The following is a 17,969-nucleotide window of genomic DNA, read 5'->3' as shown; positions in this document are numbered from 1 at the left end:
AAAGTGAAAAAAGCTTATCTTGGGATAGTGATGATGTGCCGGAATATCACCTTTAGCTATTTGTCTAAATGTTTTTAATATGTAGACTGTTAGGAAATTGTCTTTTGCTTTTGTGATTTTCATGTTAAAGTATAATTCCTAGGTGAAATAAGTAGCTGCTGTTGTGTGATAAACATAGCAGAGGAAAGTCCGGGCTCCAAGGAAAAATAGTGACGGGTAATGCCCGCCGGAGGTAACTCCAGTTATAGGGCTACAGAAAATTACCGCCTAAAATATTTTTAGGTAAGGGTGAAAAGGTGTGGTAAGAGCACACCATGGCAATGGCAACATCGGTAGTCGAGTAACCAACACTAGGAGCAAGATTAAATAGAAGTAGATTTTATGTTTTCCTCATATCTACTCGGGTAAATCGCATGCGGTAAATGGTAACATTTACTCCAGATAAATAGCTACATAAACAGAACTCGGCTTATATTTCACCTAGGCGTTCACATGATACGTGCGATATAAGCCATGCTATATTTAAATGTGTAGGCATTTCATGCGTTGTCCTTCACTTGTTCTGCTTGATAGCCATCACTACTTTCGCCTACATTAACATTAGAATATTCATCATCATCAATATACTCTTTCAGAACATACCCTCTGCCCCAAACGGTTTCTATGTGGCTTTTTCCATCATTTGCACTTTCAAGTTTCTTACGTAATTTGCACATAAAAACATCAACTATCTTGTTATCTGAAGGTTCATCCAAGCCATTGTAAAGATGATTTAAGAACATTTCTTTTGTTAGTACTGTTCCTTTACGCAGTGCTAGCAATTCTATCATAGAATACTCTTTATTAGTAAGGTGAACCGTTTTACCTTTCACCTCAACAACCCTGTGATCAAAATTGATATTTATATTACCAATCTTTATCACCGATTCAGGATGGCCTTTAGTACGACGCACTATGGCCTTAATTCGAGCTAATAACTCGCTTTTATGAAATGGCTTGGTTAAGTAATCATCGGCACCATACCCGAGTCCTTTAGCTTTGTGATTGACAGCGGATATGCATGAAAGTATTAAGACAGGAACTTTGATTTTTGCACTTCTTAGTCTTAACAATATATCATATCCGTCAATATCACCAGGTAAGTGTATATCTAAAATAACTAGGTCATAGTAATCTCCGTTTGAGGAAACCATATTATTGTTATAATCTTGTGCAGAAGTAACAACGTCACAGAAGTGTCCATCAGAAGTTAAGGCTTTAACCACAGTCTTTGCACTTACTTGATCATCTTCAATTAATAATATACGCATATTTTACACCCCATAAATAATTTATAATTTTAGTAATATATATAACTAAGGAAAGTAATAAATCAAATTTTTATTAACAAATGATCAAAATTACACTTATTAATTAATAGTAAATATATTGTTCCAAAGTTATATAAATAGATCTAAAATATAATAGACATACCATGATAGTAATAATATTTTTAGTAAATATTGAATTAAAGTTACTATTATTAAAAGAATACTTCGGTTAATAAATATTTAACTATTCTATATGTCTGTGTTATATTTTTAATTTACTTATCCTACTATTTTAAAGTATAAGTAATATTTTCAGGAATATTGTGTGGCAATATCAATTTTAGGTGCTGGTGCATGGGGTACAGCAATCGCAATTTCATTAGGTAGTAAGAAAGATGTGATTTTGTGGACTCACAATGAAACTACATTTGAATCAATCAACGGGAAAAGAGAAAGTGACAAGCTACCCGGTTGTCGAATTTCTGATAATGTGTCAGTAAAATTGGCTATTGAAGACACAATTAATGCTTCAGTAACAATCCTCGCTGTTCCCACTCAGTCTCTGAGGAAGGTATGTCAGCAATTGCATAATTATAATCTGAAAAAAGATGTAGCAATAATTTTAGCTTGTAAGGGAATAGAAAAGTCTACATTAAAATTACCTAGTGAAATAGTAAATGAAATTTTACCTAACAATCCTATTGCTATTTTTTCAGGTCCTAGCTTTGCTGTAGAAGTTGCAAGAAAATTACCCTATTCAATGGTTCTTGCATGCCAAAATAACACATTAGGTTCAAAGCTAGTATCAGAGCTGCAACAAGAAAATGTTAAATTGGAGTTTAGTAACGACATTATAGGAGTACAGATTTGTGCAGCGTTAAAGAACGTTTTTGCTATAGCGTGTGGGATTGTTCTAGGTAGTAAACTTGGGTTTAATGCTCATGCAGCATTGATTACGAAAAGTATGAGCGAAATTAAGGCTTTATACTCAGCAAAAATTGGTGACGGTAGTGTGGATATAAATACACTACTTGGGCCAGCATGTCTGGGTGACCTAATTATGACATGCACATCCTTGAATTCAAGAAACTTATCTTTTGGGTTTAAAATAGGTAATAGTGACAATGGCTTTAATGTTCAGCAGATTTTGTCAGAAGGCAAGTCAGTGATTGAAGGTTTTAGCACTGCTGAGTCCATATTTAATTTAGCAGGAAAGCTAAAGATAAAAATGCCTATATGTGAAGCGGTCTATAGATTATTGTATGAAAGCGCCTCTATAGAGGATACTCTTTCTGTTCTTATAAGTTAATTTTGTATTTGGATATATTGTGAAATTTTTATATAAATTAATATCAACGTGGTGGCTGTCTGGAACAGTAAAAAAAATGCCAGGTACTGTGGGTAGTTTGGCTTCTTTTCCGCTTGTTCCTGTAATCCTGAGCAACAAAATTTTAGGTGCAGCAATTATTTCTTTTTTATTCTTAATTGGATTATGGTCTACAGGTAATTATATAAAACATTACAAGACTTCATGTGATCCAAAAGAGGTAGTAATTGACGAAGTGGTTGGTCAATTGCTGACGATACTTTTAGTTTCGATATTGTTAAGCCAAGAGATGAATTGTTCTTCATTGTTGTTGTGCTTTTTTTCTTTTAGGTTTTTTGATATAATAAAAACGTGGCCTATAAATTTAATCGATAAAAATACCAAAGGTCCTTTAGGTATTATGCTAGATGACGTTATAGCTGCAATTTTAGCCTGTGTTCTTATAGGAGCCTTTTATTGTTTATTGTTGGTGTATGCAGGATAAAAAAATTTATTATTCAAGCTTAATTGTTCAAAATCTAAAGGATTATATACTGTACACAGCGAATTTATCTGAGTGGGAAGTACACGATGAATTTGATAACATCATATTTACAATAAATGGTACCAGGGAGTCATTATTTAATTTTGTGTTCTGTGGAGATCAATGTACTGAGCTTTCTATACAAAAAACTCTAGATTATCTCAGAACAAGAGATATAGAAGCAACATGGGTAATAAATTCACATATGAAAATAAGAGATATTTTAGAAAAGTGTGAAATAAAACACGTTAGCACACCAAAAAAAGCTTTACTTAATATGAAAAATTACTTTTTACCTGCTGATGTTATTCCAAACTTGAGGTTAAATGCTGTGAATGGTAGCAACCTCTTAGAACAGTTAGATCTACACACTTCTAAAATTTTTTATCATGGCGTTGGAATTGTCAGCACATTTTTTCGCGGATTATCAAATTATGATGATAAGAACTCAAGATTAAGATTTTTTCTTGTAACACTAAATAATGAAATTATTGGGACATGCGGTCTTTATGTTCAAGATAGCGTAGCTGGTTTTTATAGTGATGGAGTTTTACCAATTTACAGGAATCGTGGAATAGGTACCCAAATGGTTTTAGAAAGAATAAAGATAGCTAAACAGCTTGAATGCAAATATATAGTAGCACATTGTATGAAATCTTCTGTGAACCTTTATAAGAGATTGGGCTTTCAAATGTTAGGCAATCTTTACTTATATACCTCTTCAGCATAATTCTGAGCGGTTACAAATTTTTACATTTGTTTTAAAAGTGCTATGTTTTTTTTGTATGAAGTGGTTTTAATATTGATTCTAATATTATTCTTTCTCTCTTATTCTAAATTAAAAATTAGTAATAAGATTAAGAACTTACAGCATCAAAATGTTATCATAAATAATTTAATTGATACTGTGAATGATGGGTTTTATATTTGGGATGCAAAAAAACGTATAGAAAAGTTCTCTCCCAATTTACTAATTTTGCTTAATACTGTTTTTTACTCATTTAATGAGTTTGTGAATTTTTTTGAGCAATCAGAAAGCTTAATCAAAGATTTTGTTGAGGCAAAGGAAATAAATAAATCTTTTACTCTAGATTTAAAGTCAAAAGACAGTGAGGTTTATTGCATATGTTACGGTAGAAGCATAATAGATGATTCTAACAATGTGATAGGTGTGCTGTTATGGATAAGGAATGTCTCAGACTGTAAGATAAAGGCTAACGGACTTGAGTTAGAAAATAGTAAGCTTACACAGGAAGTGGAGAGCTATAAAAACGTTTTCAACTCTTTACCATTTCCAATACTAAGATATAACAAGAGTAGAAAGGTGGAATTTTATAACTTGTTTTATGATAAATATGTAGATGGTTCTAAGAAATTTGCTATTACCGGTAGCGCTCATAGCACAAAACCAGGAAGACATGTCATAACTTATAAGAACGAACCTAAGGTTTTCGATTTTGTTAAAATTCCAATACAAGGTTCTGGTAGCATAGTAATGTATGGGAAAGATGTTAGTGATGCAGAGAAATTATATACTGAATTAAACAGTTATTTAGCTACACAGAAAAATTTGCTTGAGAGGTTACCGGTTGCTATAGTAATATATAGTAAGAATCAAAAGCTAAAATTTTATAATAATGCTTTTATAAAAACCTTTCAATTTGACCCAAAATTTTTGGCATCTTACCCAACTTATCACGAAGTTATGCTTTACCTCTTCGAATCTAAAAAGCTTTTAGAAAAAGAGGATTTTCAAACTATTAGTAACCAAAGACATGAGTTGTTCAAAAAATTATTTGAATCGTACGATGATACGATGCACTTCACAAACGGAAAAGCGTTCAGGGTATTAACAATACCCTACGCTTCGGAAGGTTTGCTGTTCTCTTACGAAGAATGCAAAAGATAAGACTTAAACTCCTTCTCTCTCTACCATGAGCTGTTTTACTTTCGCTATTGCTCTTGCTGGATTAAGTCCTTTAGGACAAGTTTTTGTGCAATTCATTATTGTATGACAACGATACAACTTGAATGGGTCGTTTAAAACATCAAGTCTTTCACCTGTCTTATTATCACGGCTGTCAGCAATCCATCTGTAAGCTTGTAATAGTATTGCTGGTCCTAAAAATTTATCACTATTCCACCAGTAGCTTGGGCAACCAGTCGAACAGCAAGCACATAATATACAGTCGGACAAGCCATCTAATTTTTTTCTATCTTCAGAAGATTGAGAGTATTCTTTATTTGGTAGGGCAGGCTTATCTGCTTGTAACCAAGGTTTAATTGATTTGTATTGCTCATAAAATTGGCTCAAATCCGAGACTAGGTCCTTTATTACATACATGTGAGGTAATGGATATATTTTTACGTCACCTTTTATATCATGTATAGATCTAGTACATGCAAGAGTATTGGTTCCGTCAATATTCATGGCACAAGATCCACATATGCCTTCTCTACAAGAACGTCTGAAAGTTAAAGTCGAATCTATTTCATCCTTTATTTTTATTAATGCATCAAGTACCATAGGGCCACAACTATCCATATCAATAAAAAATGTGTCTATTCTAGGGTTTTTCTCGTCATCAGCAGACCAACGGTAAATTTGAAATCTTCTGATGTTTTTTGCTCTAGCAGGAATAGGATAAATTTTGCCCTTTTGATTAATTTTAGAATTCTTTGGCAAAGAAAACTGAACCATATCACTTACCTTTTATTGTTTATAGCTAAAACCCTTTGTAGATAACATATTTTATTATCATCTACTATATTTTTATTAAATTCCTTTTAAATCGCACACATATTGTAGCCAAGCGAAGCTAAAATCTCTCTTTCTAGATTTTTCATTATAATTTCTTCATCTTTTTTTTGGTGATCATAACCAAGTAAATGCAGTAATCCATGCACTAACATGTGTGCAATGTGAGCAAGAATGGGTATATAATACTCATGCGATTCTCTTTTTATTGTGTCTATTGAAATTGCTATGTCTCCTAAATCGCACTCATTAGACAATTGTTCATACGGAAATGATAGTACGTTAGTTGGCTTATCCATTTCTCTAAATTTTAAATTAAGTTGATGTAGCAAGTCATCATCAGCCAGAGCTATTGATATATTTGGTTTATAGTGGTCTATTTTTAATTCTTTTAGAGAAGCATTGATGACACCTAATACAAAATTTTTAGGATTTTCTATAATGCTGCACCATTTCTTGTCAAGAATATTTACTTCTAACATGAGTGACACATCAGTAAGGGTGTCATGCAAATAGCTGACACTGGAATCCAAAAAAGAAGAGTTATAGACCCTTGTGTCATGTACACAACTGTACGAATATTGTACACTAGAAGGATGTCATCCCAGTGTCTAGGCACTGGGATCCAGGAATTTTGATTAGACATCAAGTTAGTGAATATAAAAGTAGCTAATCTTATATTAAAACACAACGGCTTTAATGTGGTTGCATTAAGGCTGGATTCCAGTGTCAAGCACTGGAATGACACCTTTATGTTTGATGCAAAATCGGCTATAACGTTTAATGCACTGCCTTCGAGACAAATATTCATACAGCTGTGCGTTGTGTGCTGAGATGACATCATTTAGGAACTGAAATGACAGGTATTACACATCACTCATCCTTATTATTTCATTCCATTCAATTTCCGAAACTGGGGCAATTGATAAACGTGGTTGTTTTAATATAGTCATATTTTTCAAAAGTGGGTTTTGTTTTATATTATTTAACGTTACTTGGTTATTTAAAGGTTTCAAAAACTTTACATTCACTAATCCGAACTTGGGATCATTAACATGATAATACTCTTTAAATACTTCAACGATTCCAAGTATTGCTTTCTCTTTACCTGTATGATAAAAAAACGCAAGATCTCTTGCTTTCATAATTTTCATGTAATTTTGAGCTTGATAATTGCGCACACCATCCCACTCAACTACCTGCTCCTTTTCCATTTTTTGCCATGAGTATTCACTTGGCTCTGACTTAAGTAGCCAAAATTGCATTATTTTTTTCTTCTTAAGTAAGCTGGTATATCATAGATATTGCTGCCCCACTTAGCTCCTTCGCTTACCTGTTCAGCTGGTTTTGTTTCCAGTGTTTTGTCTTGTGTACTTTCACTTTGACTATATGGCCACTTAAATTTCTCTTTCTCTGAGTCTTCGCTCTGACTTATAGGTGAAGTTTCTGATTTATTATTGCGACCATCAATGCCAGTTGCAAGAACAGAAACTCTAACTCTTCCCTCCATCGCTTGATCAAAAGTAGCACCAAATATTATATTTGCATTTTCATCTACTTCTTCACGCACTCTATTGGCTGCAGCATCAACTTCAAACAGAGTCATATCTCCGCCACCAGTAATGTTAATTAATATTCCTTGCGCACCTTTCATTGATACATTATCAAGCAATGGATTAGATATTGCAGCCTCTGCAGCACTAATTGCTCTATCTTCTCCTTCTGCCTCTCCGGTGCCGATCATCGCTTTGCCCATCTCGCTCATTACTGTTTCTATATCAGCGAAGTCAAGATTGATAAGCCCTGGCATGACCATCAAGTCAGTTACTCCTCTGATGCCAATGTGCAGAACATTATCAGCAAGTTTAAATGCATCAGAAAATGTAGTTTTTTCATTTGCAATTCTAAATAAATTCTGATTTGGAATGACAATAAGTGTATCCACGTATTTTTGCAGTTCTTCAAGTCCAAGCTCTGCAATGCGCATACGGCGCACACCTTCAAAACCGAACGGTTTAGTTACAACTCCAACAGTCAATATCTTTTTTTCTTTTGGTGCTCTATCCTTAACTGCGGCTCTTGCTTCTCTGGCTGCTTTTGCAATTACCGGTGCTGCACCGGTTCCAGTACCACCGCCCATTCCTGCTGTGATGAAAAGCATATGACTATCTTTTATATGCTCCATAATCTCATCAATTGACTCTTCTGCTGCACCTTTGCCAACATCAGGCAAAGCACCAGCACCAAGCCCCTTAGTTAAATTAATGCCAAGCTGAATTTTTTTATCACATAACGACTTTTCTAGTGCTTGAGCATCGGTATTTGCGACAACAAAATTCACTCCTTGCAAATTAGATTGGATCATGTTATTCACAGCATTTCCACCAGCACCACCCACTCCCACAACGGTAATCCTTGGGTGCAATATAGGTAACTCCGGCAGACTAAGATCAATAGACATTTAAATTACTCAAATTTAGCGAATTCACTTGATAATAAGTTACCGCTTTTTTAATAATATGCAAATACTTTTCACTTCTATAGGCGTAAACAGTAAACGGGATTTACTTATTCTTAACATTTATACTAATAAGTGCCGTTAATTATAATAACTAGATTCTTAGATGACATCACTTAACCGATGCAAAAAATAGAAAACGTTTATAAAAAGGGACAGAAACCTATCCCTTTTTATTTTGTTAAAGATTATTAGCTTCCTTATCTTTCTCTTCCCCTTTCAATGCTTCAACCGCAACATCTTTTAATTTTGAGGCAATTTGATATGTTCCATAAAGAACAGCAGCTGCAGCAATTGCCATTATGGCACCCGCAACTATCTGACCAGCAACACCTGTTCCGATAAATCCAGGTAATGAAGCAGCTATTGCTTGATTTGTTCCAACAAAGCAACTGGCAGTCTTAGCAAGAAACCCAGAAGCTTCTGCTGCACTAACAAAGCCTGCTTTCATATGCATTGCTGTAAAGACAACACTTGCAACTGCAAGCGGAAATAATGCTGTTCTCCCTTTATTATGCATAGCGTACTGACCAGCTCCACCAGCAGCACCAGGAATTCCCCAGTATTTTTCAGCTCGTATATATCCTTCTGAAATAGCATGAAAAATGCCATCCCCTTTTCTATACTCATAATTTGTTAATGCCATAACTCTACTCCTTAAATAGAATGTTAAAATTTCATTAAGGAAGCATATAGTAAAAAAAATTGCCTGTCAAGTAAACTAATTTTTTAATATACCTTTATTCTGTAATTGAGCGCTTCAGCAATGTGTGCTCTTTTTACTTCTTCACTTTTTGCAAGATCTGCAATAGTTCTTGCAACTTTTAATACGCGTGTGTAGCCTCGATTGGAAATGTAATTTTCTTTCAGTACGTATTTTAGCAATTCTAACCCTGCCTGATCTGGTTCAGTAAATTTATTAAATGCTTCACCGCTTACTTCTGAATTGCAACGAATATTTAATTCACTATAGCGCTCAGTTTGAACTTTTCTTGCTGCTATCACTCTTTCTCTTATGATTTTAGTACTTTCTCCCTCCACAGAGATTTCAGGAGAGAGTATGCTAACGTTTGGCATTTCAATGCATATGTCTATTCTATCAAGCAATGGGCCTGATATTTTGTTTTTGTAATCTGTGCCACACTTTGGAGCTTTGTTGCACGATCTGCTTGCATCACCTAAATAACCGCACCTGCAAGGGTTCATTGCAGCAATCAGTTGAAAATTTGCAGGGTAGGTTATGTGAGCATTTGCCCTTGCAACGGTAACTTTTCTATCTTCAAGTGGTTGGCGCAGAGAATCAAGCACAAGTCTTGGAAATTCTGGCAACTCATCAAGAAATAACACGCCATTGTGAGCCATGGTAATTTCTCCAGGTTTTGCATTCTTTCCTCCCCCTATCATCGCTGGCATAGAGCATGAATGATGAGGTTCACGAAAGGGACGAGTTACTTTGAATATTTCATTACCAGTTTTTGTTATGCTGGAAATAATATTAACATCAATCATCTCCTGTTCGGTTAAATCAGGCAGCAATCCTATAAAGCGCTTAGCAAGCATTGATTTTCCAGTACCAGGAGGGCCAACAAGAAGCATATTATGCCCACCTGCTGCTGCAATTTCAGCTGCTCTTTTTGCAACAACTTGGCCTTTGATATCCTTCATATCGGGAACCAATCTTTTTTCTTTGGGTGCATCACTATAATTAAAAATTACTGGCTGAATTAATTGCTCACCCTTAAAGTGTCTAATAATATCAGTTAATTTCTCTATAGCCAGAATTGAAACATTCTTCACCCATACAGCTTCTACACCATTTCCTCTCGGGCAAATTACTCCTTTATTGTCCTTTTTTGCATTAATTGCTGTTGGCAGCACACCTGAAACTGGAATAACTCTGCCATCAAGGGCAAGCTCACCCATAATGATATAAGACTGAACTTTTTCAACTGGTATCACATTCATTACAACAAGTAGTCCAATAGCAATAGCCAAGTCATAATGACTGCCTTCTTTCAGCAAATCCGCAGGGGAGAGATTAACTGTAATTCTTTTTGGAGGTAGTAGTAGATTGATTGAATTTAACGCTGCTCTGATGCGCTCTCTGGATTCTGCAACAGTTTTATCCGGCAAGCCAACAATATTGACTGCTAGTACAACATTGCATAATTCTATTATGCCTATTTTGATCAAAATTTGCAAGACTTTTTATGCGAAATACTATGTATAAGTGGTTGTGGTTGATTTCAATTTGATGAATTAACATTCTAATAATATTTTGTTTAGTCTGCCAATCTACCAGATCAAGTTTTGATTCAACACTTGAGGAAAAGTTTTTCAAGCTATCTGTAACAAGGCTCAATTCTTGTTGTAACTTCTTTTGATCGAGTGTTCTTTCTTTCTCTTCTTCAATTTCTTTCAAATGTTGTTTCATTGTTGTGATTCTTGGTTCAAATTCTTCTTGGCTTATAAACCCTTTGGCATAGCTATCAATAAATTTTTTGATACTTAATCTTAGCTTACTTTCTTGCTTTTCACGTGTTTGATTATGTAAAGGCTTTTTGTTCTCTGACAATCTACGTTGATATTCATTTGCAATCCTATCTGGCTCTTTCAGGATACTCTTGACTTCTTCCCATATAACTCCATCTAATACATCAGTGCGTATTGATTTATTATCGCAGATTTTATTGCCATTGAATTTGCTAGAGTTTGTACCAGAGCAACGATAGTAATAATATGTCGACTTTTTATGAACGTGGTTTGTACCGCAATAAGTATATTGACAACGTTGACATACCATTAAACCTTGCAATAAATATGTTTCTCTTCTTTGTCGTACTCTTGCTCTTTGCCTATTTTCAGTTAGTTGTGCCTGTACTGAATCAAATAAAGGCTCATTGATTATTTTTGGTACTGGAATATAAGTCCAGTTCTCTTTATCACTGTTAAAGCGACCACTTTTAAGTTTACCACAAGTTCCTTTTTTTGACTTTTTTACTTGTGGTTTTGAGCATGTCCTAGTTTTACCATAAGCTGCTTTTCCTATATAAGCAGGATTTCTTAACATGTTCCAAATAGTGCTCCTTTTCCAATACCTTTTTCCTGTTCGTGTTATTACCGGTATCTTATTCAGTTCATGTACAACTTCTCCTATACTTGCTCTTTCTTGGCCAACCCGACTAAATATTTTACGCACTATATTTGCCTCTTCTTCATCAACCTCAAATTGAGCACTTCCTTCACCTACATGTTTTGCTATGTAGCGATAACCGTAAGGCGCCCTACCCATCACACTTATACACCCAGCTTTGGCCGCATGAAGTTTACCTCTACGGTTTCGTTCCATAATCTTTGCACGTTCATACTCTGCTATTGCTCCCTGAATCTGTAGAAATAAATGGGAATCCGGATTATCATCAAACTTATGATTCAAAAATACTATTTCAGATCCAGCCTTTTTAAACTCTTCGAGTAAGATCATTTGATATGAAAATTTACGTGATAGCCGATCAGGTGAATGAATGTATATCTTATCAATCTTACCTTCTGCTACTCTATCACGTAAACTCTCTAAGCCAGGACGTTCTAAATTTGATCCACTGTAACCATTATCGATGAACCTATGCTCATCTAACAATTCATGTCCATCACTACTAATGCGACGCTCCAATTCTACAATCTGACTCTCTATTGTATTCTCCTGTGCCTGTTGTCTTGATGAAACTCTTGCATACAAGCTTACCGTTGTCATTTTCTTCTACCTCCTTTGTTTTACATTTCAATAATTGTTCATAAGCATTTGCCAAATATGTACCCGCCAACCTGTGAGGTTCATAACGGCAATTAATAGTTAATTCCCCTTTTTGCATGTTTTTCTTCCTGTGAATTTTTTTATAGGTTAGGAGACTTCTATTAAACTAAACCAATGCACACCTTATTGTAAGAAAGCTATCTAGTTTACACAAATTCTCCCTAATTAAATATACAAGATTTGAAAAAATTATGTCCAAAAAATCTTTGCTTAAATTATCATATTATGTATGATATAGCTTATTTAAAGTATCATGAATGTTTATCCAAGTAATGAATTCTGGGAGAGTGATTTAGAAGTTCCTGTTAACCTTTTACTAGAACGTTTTCAGGATTCTAATGTACGTCAATTTTGGTTAGATTCGCTTTCTGGTAAACAACTGAGCATCATTTTTCAGCATTGCTTTAAAAAGCATTTAAATGGGCAACTTTTTCAGGACGGAGATTATGACGATAGATCCACTCAACAAAAACGTAAGATACTTACCAGTTACTCTGACTCTCTTTTTGACTATTATCTCATTAGCTACTTTGATCGTACAAAACTTGAGGCTACAGTTAGTGAAGTAGCAAGATTTGCTCTGACTGAGAAGTTAATGAGATCGTACCTGGTAAAAAACAATACCAAGTATGATAAAAGATCCTTATTGTTTTTACTATTTCACATAAATTGTGAACTTCTAAAATCTGTCTATCACTTTGATAAAGTACAAAAGAAAGGTTTCGTATCATTTGCTTTACAGAAATCACCAAGACAAATACATACTTCATTTAAGGAATTTATGTCACAAGAAGCTGTAGAGCAGATACTTAAGGATGATGACCAGTTGCAGGGTTTTTTCCATCACCAAGATCGAATATATATGTTTGTACGTCGAGGAAGTGACATGGATTTACTGCTTAATTCAAATAAAGTTGTTCATGGTCATAAACCTGAGTGGATGATTTTAGATTTTTCGCTTGATGGTACACAGGTTAATCTCTGTGCTAAAAATACTAATAAAGCTGTGGAAATAGCAAATAGCATTGTAAGTGGGTATTTTAACTGCGAATGTACTTTCGTAAATATAAAAGATAAGAACTTTCCACTACAAGTGCATAAGTTTCTTCAAGCATGTATAGATGGTTCTGACCCTGACATTTGTATATTTGAGTTAAATTTTAAGTCAGATTATTTTAAAAATAGTAATACATATCTTACTTTAAGTGTAAAACCGTATGATCCTATTGCACCAGAGTTACATATTTTAAAGCCAGCTATTGGCAACATACTACAATCTATTCAATCAGCTAAAGTAATGTTCCAAAACAAAAAGGTAACATTTTCTTTCAAAATAAGTGGGGAAGTTTATTATTCAGAGCATCCACTCAATAAAAAAGAAAGAGAGGACCTGAAGAAACATATGGAACAATCTTATGGTCTTAAAATTCTTTCACGAGCAAATTGCTGATCTTTTAAGTTCAAATGGTTCCTGGATTAATCCAAGCCAAAATCATATTAAAGCAGCAAGATACTTATTCGATCTTGGATTGATAAAAATGCAAGAAAGGTATTATATTGTTTGCTCTCGTGAAGAAGATCATCTTGATTGGCCAAATGTAATTGATTCAAGTTGTAGCAATGAGATTTTTATCGATTCAGACTTTGATGAAGCATGTGATGACGCTATTTGTGAAAACTGTTCTCGTCATATTCTGCCTAATACTTATCAAAAACAGAGATTTCATCTCTTATCCATATACTTAAATACAGAAAAGGTCATAGACTGGTTTGAAACAAAGTTGAATGATTCAAAACTTATGTGGGAAAAAGTGGAAAAAGGAGTTTATTATATTTGTAATCAAGGTCGTATTGTAAATCTAATAATCCTTGATTTTTGTACTGATGCGATATTTTTAACTATAGATAAACTTAGAGTCCACCCTACAGTTCTCATCACTCTAAAAAAAGATATACCAAATCTATTACTGAATCTATATGTAGTGCCAATGGTGAAACTGTTTTGTCAGCTTAAGACTGTAACTGAGATCATACGCGTCAAGTTAAGGAAATAAAGGTATGAAAGAGATAGAATAATAAGGTATAAGTTCTCCCAGATATACTTTTAGTGAGAGAACCAATGAATAAAATAACTTGCTTATCAAAAAAGCTCAAAGAATTTTTTAATGAAAAAGCAGAGAAAATCTCAATTACAACAAGGTTTATAAAAAGAAAGAGAAAGCTAAAAGGTTCATCATTCGTAAAAGCCATGGTCTTGGGTAATATAGGAGTTGATAATTGTAGCGTAGAAACAATGTGTCAATTACTAAACGAGGACTCGATAGATATAACAAAACAAGGTTTGGATTTTAGATTTACTGAAGAAGCAGTGGAATTTATGAAAAGGATGTATAATGAATCTGTGATTCTCTTTAAAAATATCTTGCAAGTTGATTGCAAAATCTTACAGCAATTTAATAGTGTTAAATTATTGGACAGTAGCTATATTACTCTACCTAACAGTATGGAAGAGATGTATAAAGGTTATGGTACTAGCTACAGTGGCTATGAAAGCAATACTAAGTCTGGAATAAAGTTACAATTAGTTTTCGACTACATGAATCAGATAATAGACCAACTTAATTTAACGGAGGGGGTAAGATCAGACCAGGGATATAGGAAACATTTAAGTAATATATTAAGCAATGATTTGCTAATATCTGATCTCGGTTATTTTGTGCCAAGTTCTTTTAAACAAATCAATGAAATAGGAGCTTATTTCATAAGTCGTTATAAATCCGATACCAACATATATGATGTAGAAACAAATCAAAAAATGGAGTTATTAGAATGTTTAGAGGATAAGTTATTTTTAGAAAACGAGGTATTGTTAGGAAAAGAAGCAAAAATTAGAGTAAGAATTATATGTCAGAAACTAACTGAAGAACAGTCTATGGCCAGAAGAAGGAAAGCTAATAGATTAGCAAGATCGCAGGGATATACATCCTCTAAAAGAAATCAAAAATTGTTGAACTGGTCAATATTTATAACTAATGTTCCAGAAAATAAAATTAGTGCTGAGCAAGTATTAACGATTTACAGAGTAAGGTGGCAAATTGAGTTATTATTTAAATTGTATAAAAGCCATATCAGGCTTGATAAGCTAAAAGGAAAGCCATGCAGAGTATTATGTGAACTATATGCTAAATTGTGCGCAATTCTTATATTTCACGGCATAGTTGGTTGCACAGAAGTGAAAAAGAATACAGAACTTAGCTTAACAAAGGCATTTATTGAGCTAAAAAGGCGGGTTAGAGAGTTATTTTTAGTATTAACCAAAATTAATAGTTTAAAAGCATTTCTTAAAAAACTCACTATAACTTGGTCGCGATTTTCATTAAAAGACAAACGTAGAAGGGCTAGAGTATCCACTTTAACCTCTCTAAATTTGCTCACAATCTCTTAACTTGACGCGTATGGACCACCAAACAGGCTGCGAAGTAGTAAATAATCCCAAAAATCTAAACCTCTATCATTGTATACATGTATATGTGTAGTCTGAGGGCCTGTAGGTTGTGTGTTATTCCCTGCGTTATATTGATCATTTCTGCTTCCTGTATCGTGCCTATTGCTTGAATTTGGATATGTAAATTCTTCATACACATTTTTAAAATTCTCCTTGCTCCAAGTTAAATTCGGTGTATTATTACAATACTGTAGAAACCCTTCAATATTATTATTATTACCTAATTTCTTTATATAGGCTAACGCATACCTTTTTAAAACACTATCACTTGCTACCATAAATACCCTCTTAAGTTAAGATTAAATTAATAGATATTTATTATAACAAGATAACATCTACTTGTCAACTTGAGCCTGATTCAAGTATCCGTTCAGAGTGTGGCAGAAGAACTTATTCAAATAAAGTAGGTGGTAAAATATAAACATTTTATAAAGTGAAAAATGGACTTTTCAGACCACTGCCGAGCTAAAAAAGCCCTGAAAAACGTGATACTTAGGCCACTTCTTGCTTAAGCTGTACAATTTCAGCTTGAGAAAGGCCAGTGGATTCAGCTATTAAATTAACAGATACACCAGCTTTAAGTAAATTTTTTGCAACTTCGATTTTTCCTTTCTCTATACCTTCCTCAAGTTTGTATTCAAGAATGGCTTCTTCTTTCCGCAGATCCATTATTCTTTCTTCATATGCTACTAAATCTTTTTCATTCCAGCTAAACCTGTCTAATTCATCGTAGGCTAACTTTATTATTGGTGCTTTTTCTGCTATTTTCCTTAAGTCTTCTTCCGTAGTTTCATCTGCATATTGTTGTCTAAGTGAAGAAGGTCGCCCCTCCTCACTCGACTTCAAAACCGTACGTGAGACTTTGCGCCTCATACGGCTTCTCTCCAATTTGGTGCTTTTCATGCACACCTCCTGTATAATTCATCGTGACAATGTCCATGTAACAAAGATAAGTTTTTGATCATATTGTTTCGTCTATTCCGGTCTTTGTGATGTATTTCTATTGTATCATCACTTTTAAACCATAGTCTACAATTATCACATTTACTTTGTTGTAACTTCAATAGTTTTATTACTCTTAATGGCTTATCTGGTATTTTTCTCAGACGTTTACCCCAATAAACCCAATCACCATCATATGGAGATCTGGTTTTTTGCACTTTGATATGTCGTTTAATATCATGATCGCTGTGTATAATAAGATGTATCTTGTTACTTGTCATAAAACGCCAGTTATCGTTATTATACTTTTTAAAGTATTTTCTTTTTATCCAGCATTTCCCTTTGTTTGGGTGCCTAAAGACTGCCCAATTCCAGAGCTTTCTATGTATAGTATTATCCAATGAGCTAAAGATTTTACATGAAACTACCGAAGAGTAATATTGACTCCATCCTCTGTTTATTGGATTGAGATTCCTTATTATTACTTCCTGTGGCGCCCCACGCATTTCTCTAAGTTTATGTTTAATAGCAAATGTATGCTGCTTTATAGAATTACGACTTGGTTTTATTAATAATGTGTAACCTTTTTTACTTTCTTTTGTTGGATATTGTCTTATTGAAAATCCAAGAAAATCAAATCCTGGTTTTGTTTCGTCAATGGTTCTTAATGTATGAGAAATTCTTGTTTTAGAGGGCTTTAATTTTAGTCCAATGGTTTCTAACCATTCTTCAACTAAAATTTTTGCTTTAAGAATAATCTCTTCGTTTTCATGTATGATGACAAAATCATCACAGTAGAAAATTACACTAATAGACTTTTGCGCGTTTTTATGCGATATCCTACCATATTTTCTTTTCATGCATTGAAAGAGTTCGTTTGTTAATGCTTTTTTGATATGTTGCTCTAATCCGTGTAATGCAACACAAGCTAGCAACGGTGCCTCCTTGAATTGTACCACGTTTTGTGGATTGAAACTTTCCATCTTCCATAACGCCTGCCCTTAACCATCTTCTTATGATTTTCTTTAACGTTGGTGTGGTTTTCAAGCAGTTTATTATGGTTAATATTGTCAAAACATCCAGAAATATCAGCATCTAATACATATGCTGTTTTCTGTTTTAGCACATCAAATATGGCTTCAATTGCATCATGACATGATCTACCAGGTCTAAAACCATAAGTGTTTGGCTCAAGTTTTGCCTCCCATTCTGGTTCTAAAGCCATTTTTACAAGTGTTTGTGATATAGTAGGTATACCAAGCGGGCGATGCT

General features: G+C 34.0%; 18 protein-coding genes, 1 other RNA gene and 1 pseudogene. 8 read left to right on the top strand and 12 right to left on the bottom strand.

Going from position 1 to position 17,969, the window contains the following annotated elements; translation table 11 throughout:
* Nucleotides 1-138: 138 nt before the first annotated feature.
* Nucleotides 139-488, top strand: an RNA gene (gene rnpB, locus ACQH2Q_RS04190) — RNase P RNA component class A.
* Between the two features lie 51 nt (nt 489-539).
* On the opposite strand, the gene ACQH2Q_RS04185 is transcribed toward rnpB, so the two are convergent.
* The gene (locus ACQH2Q_RS04185; protein WP_425383388.1) at nt 540-1,310 is read right to left on the bottom strand and encodes a response regulator transcription factor; all 771 of its coding nucleotides are present in this window, start codon (nt 1,308-1,310) and stop codon (nt 540-542) included.
* A 325-nt stretch (nt 1,311-1,635) separates the two neighbouring features.
* On the opposite strand from ACQH2Q_RS04185, the gene ACQH2Q_RS04180 reads away from it, so the two are divergent.
* The 4 genes from ACQH2Q_RS04180 to ACQH2Q_RS04165 are packed head-to-tail and all read left to right on the top strand — an operon-like array spanning nt 1,636 to nt 5,069.
* Nucleotides 1,636-2,619 (top strand): NAD(P)H-dependent glycerol-3-phosphate dehydrogenase, encoded by a 984-nt coding sequence (locus ACQH2Q_RS04180; protein WP_264339466.1) that lies wholly within the window; start codon nt 1,636-1,638, stop codon nt 2,617-2,619.
* A gap of 19 nt (nt 2,620-2,638) precedes the next feature.
* Entirely contained in the window at nt 2,639-3,121 is a 483-nt protein-coding gene (locus tag ACQH2Q_RS04175; RefSeq protein ID WP_006279290.1) for a phosphatidylglycerophosphatase A family protein, read from the top strand.
* On the top strand, nt 3,111-3,890 hold the full coding sequence (locus tag ACQH2Q_RS04170) for a GNAT family N-acetyltransferase (protein WP_006280097.1): 780 nt from the start codon (nt 3,111-3,113) through the stop codon (nt 3,888-3,890). The genes ACQH2Q_RS04175 and ACQH2Q_RS04170 overlap by 11 nt, the downstream gene beginning before the upstream one ends.
* Nucleotides 3,891-3,932: 42 nt before the next feature.
* Nucleotides 3,933-5,069 carry a hypothetical protein gene (locus tag ACQH2Q_RS04165; protein WP_425383387.1) on the top strand — a complete coding sequence of 379 codons (1,137 nt, stop codon included), beginning with the start codon at nt 3,933-3,935 and terminating at the stop codon, nt 5,067-5,069.
* A gap of 3 nt (nt 5,070-5,072) precedes the next feature.
* Here the strand turns inward: ACQH2Q_RS04165 and ACQH2Q_RS04160 are convergent, their stop codons facing one another.
* The 7 genes from ACQH2Q_RS04160 to ACQH2Q_RS04130 all read right to left on the bottom strand — a co-directional run bounded on the left by ACQH2Q_RS04160 (nt 5,073) and on the right by ACQH2Q_RS04130 (nt 12,190).
* Nucleotides 5,073-5,861, bottom strand: a complete 789-nt coding sequence (locus tag ACQH2Q_RS04160; RefSeq protein ID WP_010082472.1) for a succinate dehydrogenase iron-sulfur subunit — start codon at nt 5,859-5,861, stop codon at nt 5,073-5,075.
* Between the two features lie 86 nt (nt 5,862-5,947).
* Entirely contained in the window at nt 5,948-6,400 is a 453-nt protein-coding gene (gene ybeY / locus ACQH2Q_RS04155) for an rRNA maturation RNase YbeY (RefSeq protein WP_010082473.1), read from the bottom strand.
* Nucleotides 6,401-6,784: 384 nt separating this feature from the next.
* Entirely contained in the window at nt 6,785-7,183 is a 399-nt protein-coding gene (locus tag ACQH2Q_RS04150; protein ID WP_425383386.1) for an EVE domain-containing protein, read from the bottom strand.
* Nucleotides 7,183-8,379 carry a cell division protein FtsZ gene (gene ftsZ, locus ACQH2Q_RS04145; RefSeq protein ID WP_010962790.1) on the bottom strand — a complete coding sequence of 399 codons (1,197 nt, stop codon included), beginning with the start codon at nt 8,377-8,379 and terminating at the stop codon, nt 7,183-7,185. The genes ACQH2Q_RS04150 and ftsZ overlap by 1 nt, the downstream gene beginning before the upstream one ends.
* A gap of 238 nt (nt 8,380-8,617) precedes the next feature.
* Nucleotides 8,618-9,082, bottom strand: a complete 465-nt coding sequence (locus ACQH2Q_RS04140) for a hypothetical protein (protein WP_425383385.1) — start codon at nt 9,080-9,082, stop codon at nt 8,618-8,620.
* 83 nt (nt 9,083-9,165) lie between these two features.
* Nucleotides 9,166-10,629 (bottom strand): YifB family Mg chelatase-like AAA ATPase, encoded by a 1,464-nt coding sequence (locus tag ACQH2Q_RS04135; RefSeq protein ID WP_425383384.1) that lies wholly within the window; start codon nt 10,627-10,629, stop codon nt 9,166-9,168.
* Nucleotides 10,559-12,190 carry a recombinase family protein gene (locus ACQH2Q_RS04130; RefSeq protein ID WP_338481674.1) on the bottom strand — a complete coding sequence of 544 codons (1,632 nt, stop codon included), beginning with the start codon at nt 12,188-12,190 and terminating at the stop codon, nt 10,559-10,561. Before ACQH2Q_RS04130 ends, ACQH2Q_RS04135 begins: the two co-directional genes overlap by 71 nt.
* Nucleotides 12,191-12,503: 313 nt before the next feature.
* On the opposite strand from ACQH2Q_RS04130, the gene ACQH2Q_RS04125 reads away from it, so the two are divergent.
* From ACQH2Q_RS04125 to ACQH2Q_RS04115, 3 genes are all read left to right on the top strand, one after another.
* Nucleotides 12,504-13,700, top strand: a complete 1,197-nt coding sequence (locus ACQH2Q_RS04125; protein WP_264339470.1) for a hypothetical protein — start codon at nt 12,504-12,506, stop codon at nt 13,698-13,700.
* On the top strand, nt 13,666-14,304 hold the full coding sequence (locus ACQH2Q_RS04120) for a hypothetical protein (protein ID WP_264339471.1): 639 nt from the start codon (nt 13,666-13,668) through the stop codon (nt 14,302-14,304). Before ACQH2Q_RS04125 ends, ACQH2Q_RS04120 begins: the two co-directional genes overlap by 35 nt.
* Nucleotides 14,305-14,369: 65 nt before the next feature.
* Nucleotides 14,370-15,695, top strand: a complete 1,326-nt coding sequence (locus ACQH2Q_RS04115; RefSeq protein ID WP_264339118.1) for an IS4 family transposase — start codon at nt 14,370-14,372, stop codon at nt 15,693-15,695.
* On the opposite strand, the gene ACQH2Q_RS04110 is transcribed toward ACQH2Q_RS04115, so the two are convergent.
* From ACQH2Q_RS04110 to ACQH2Q_RS04095, 4 genes and pseudogenes are all read right to left on the bottom strand, one after another.
* A complete protein-coding gene (locus ACQH2Q_RS04110; RefSeq protein WP_265024226.1) occupies nt 15,692-16,033 on the bottom strand; it encodes a hypothetical protein in 342 nt (113 codons plus the stop codon). The genes ACQH2Q_RS04115 and ACQH2Q_RS04110 overlap by 4 nt on opposite strands.
* Before the next feature lie 214 nt (nt 16,034-16,247).
* Nucleotides 16,248-16,559, bottom strand: a pseudogene (locus ACQH2Q_RS04105) (hypothetical protein); the annotation flags it as partial.
* A 95-nt stretch (nt 16,560-16,654) separates the two neighbouring features.
* A complete protein-coding gene (locus tag ACQH2Q_RS04100; protein WP_425383383.1) occupies nt 16,655-17,680 on the bottom strand; it encodes a group II intron maturase-specific domain-containing protein in 1,026 nt (341 codons plus the stop codon).
* Nucleotides 17,626-17,943 carry a reverse transcriptase/maturase family protein gene (locus tag ACQH2Q_RS04095; RefSeq protein WP_256437793.1) on the bottom strand — a complete coding sequence of 106 codons (318 nt, stop codon included), beginning with the start codon at nt 17,941-17,943 and terminating at the stop codon, nt 17,626-17,628. The genes ACQH2Q_RS04100 and ACQH2Q_RS04095 overlap by 55 nt, the downstream gene beginning before the upstream one ends.
* Nucleotides 17,944-17,969 lie beyond the last annotated feature (26 nt).

It is taken from the genome of Wolbachia endosymbiont (group A) of Melieria omissa (assembly GCF_964031125.1).
GTDB lineage: Bacteria > Pseudomonadota > Alphaproteobacteria > Rickettsiales > Anaplasmataceae > Wolbachia > Wolbachia pipientis.
Note: the sequence above shows the minus strand (reverse complement) of the source record. Positions and strands in the feature narration are given on the sequence as shown.

Excerpts from the sequence above, each read along its gene's own strand:
- ACQH2Q_RS04185 (WP_425383388.1), bottom strand. The coding sequence starts at position 1,310 with ATGCGTATATTATTAATTGAAGATGATCAAGTAAGTGCAAAGACTGTG.
- ACQH2Q_RS04170 (WP_006280097.1), top strand. The coding sequence starts at position 3,111 with ATGCAGGATAAAAAAATTTATTATTCAAGCTTAATTGTTCAAAATCTA.
- ACQH2Q_RS04165 (WP_425383387.1), top strand. The coding sequence starts at position 3,933 with ATGTTTTTTTTGTATGAAGTGGTTTTAATATTGATTCTAATATTATTC.
- ACQH2Q_RS04160 (WP_010082472.1), bottom strand. The coding sequence starts at position 5,861 with ATGGTTCAGTTTTCTTTGCCAAAGAATTCTAAAATTAATCAAAAGGGC.
- ybeY (WP_010082473.1), bottom strand. The coding sequence starts at position 6,400 with ATGTTAGAAGTAAATATTCTTGACAAGAAATGGTGCAGCATTATAGAA.
- ACQH2Q_RS04150 (WP_425383386.1), bottom strand. The coding sequence starts at position 7,183 with ATGCAATTTTGGCTACTTAAGTCAGAGCCAAGTGAATACTCATGGCAA.
- ftsZ (WP_010962790.1), bottom strand. The coding sequence starts at position 8,379 with ATGTCTATTGATCTTAGTCTGCCGGAGTTACCTATATTGCACCCAAGG.
- ACQH2Q_RS04140 (WP_425383385.1), bottom strand. The coding sequence starts at position 9,082 with ATGGCATTAACAAATTATGAGTATAGAAAAGGGGATGGCATTTTTCAT.
- ACQH2Q_RS04130 (WP_338481674.1), bottom strand. The coding sequence starts at position 12,190 with ATGACAACGGTAAGCTTGTATGCAAGAGTTTCATCAAGACAACAGGCA.
- ACQH2Q_RS04125 (WP_264339470.1), top strand. The coding sequence starts at position 12,504 with ATGAATGTTTATCCAAGTAATGAATTCTGGGAGAGTGATTTAGAAGTT.
- ACQH2Q_RS04120 (WP_264339471.1), top strand. The coding sequence starts at position 13,666 with ATGGTCTTAAAATTCTTTCACGAGCAAATTGCTGATCTTTTAAGTTCA.
- ACQH2Q_RS04115 (WP_264339118.1), top strand. The coding sequence starts at position 14,370 with ATGAATAAAATAACTTGCTTATCAAAAAAGCTCAAAGAATTTTTTAAT.
- ACQH2Q_RS04110 (WP_265024226.1), bottom strand. The coding sequence starts at position 16,033 with ATGGTAGCAAGTGATAGTGTTTTAAAAAGGTATGCGTTAGCCTATATA.
- ACQH2Q_RS04100 (WP_425383383.1), bottom strand. The coding sequence starts at position 17,680 with ATGGAAAGTTTCAATCCACAAAACGTGGTACAATTCAAGGAGGCACCG.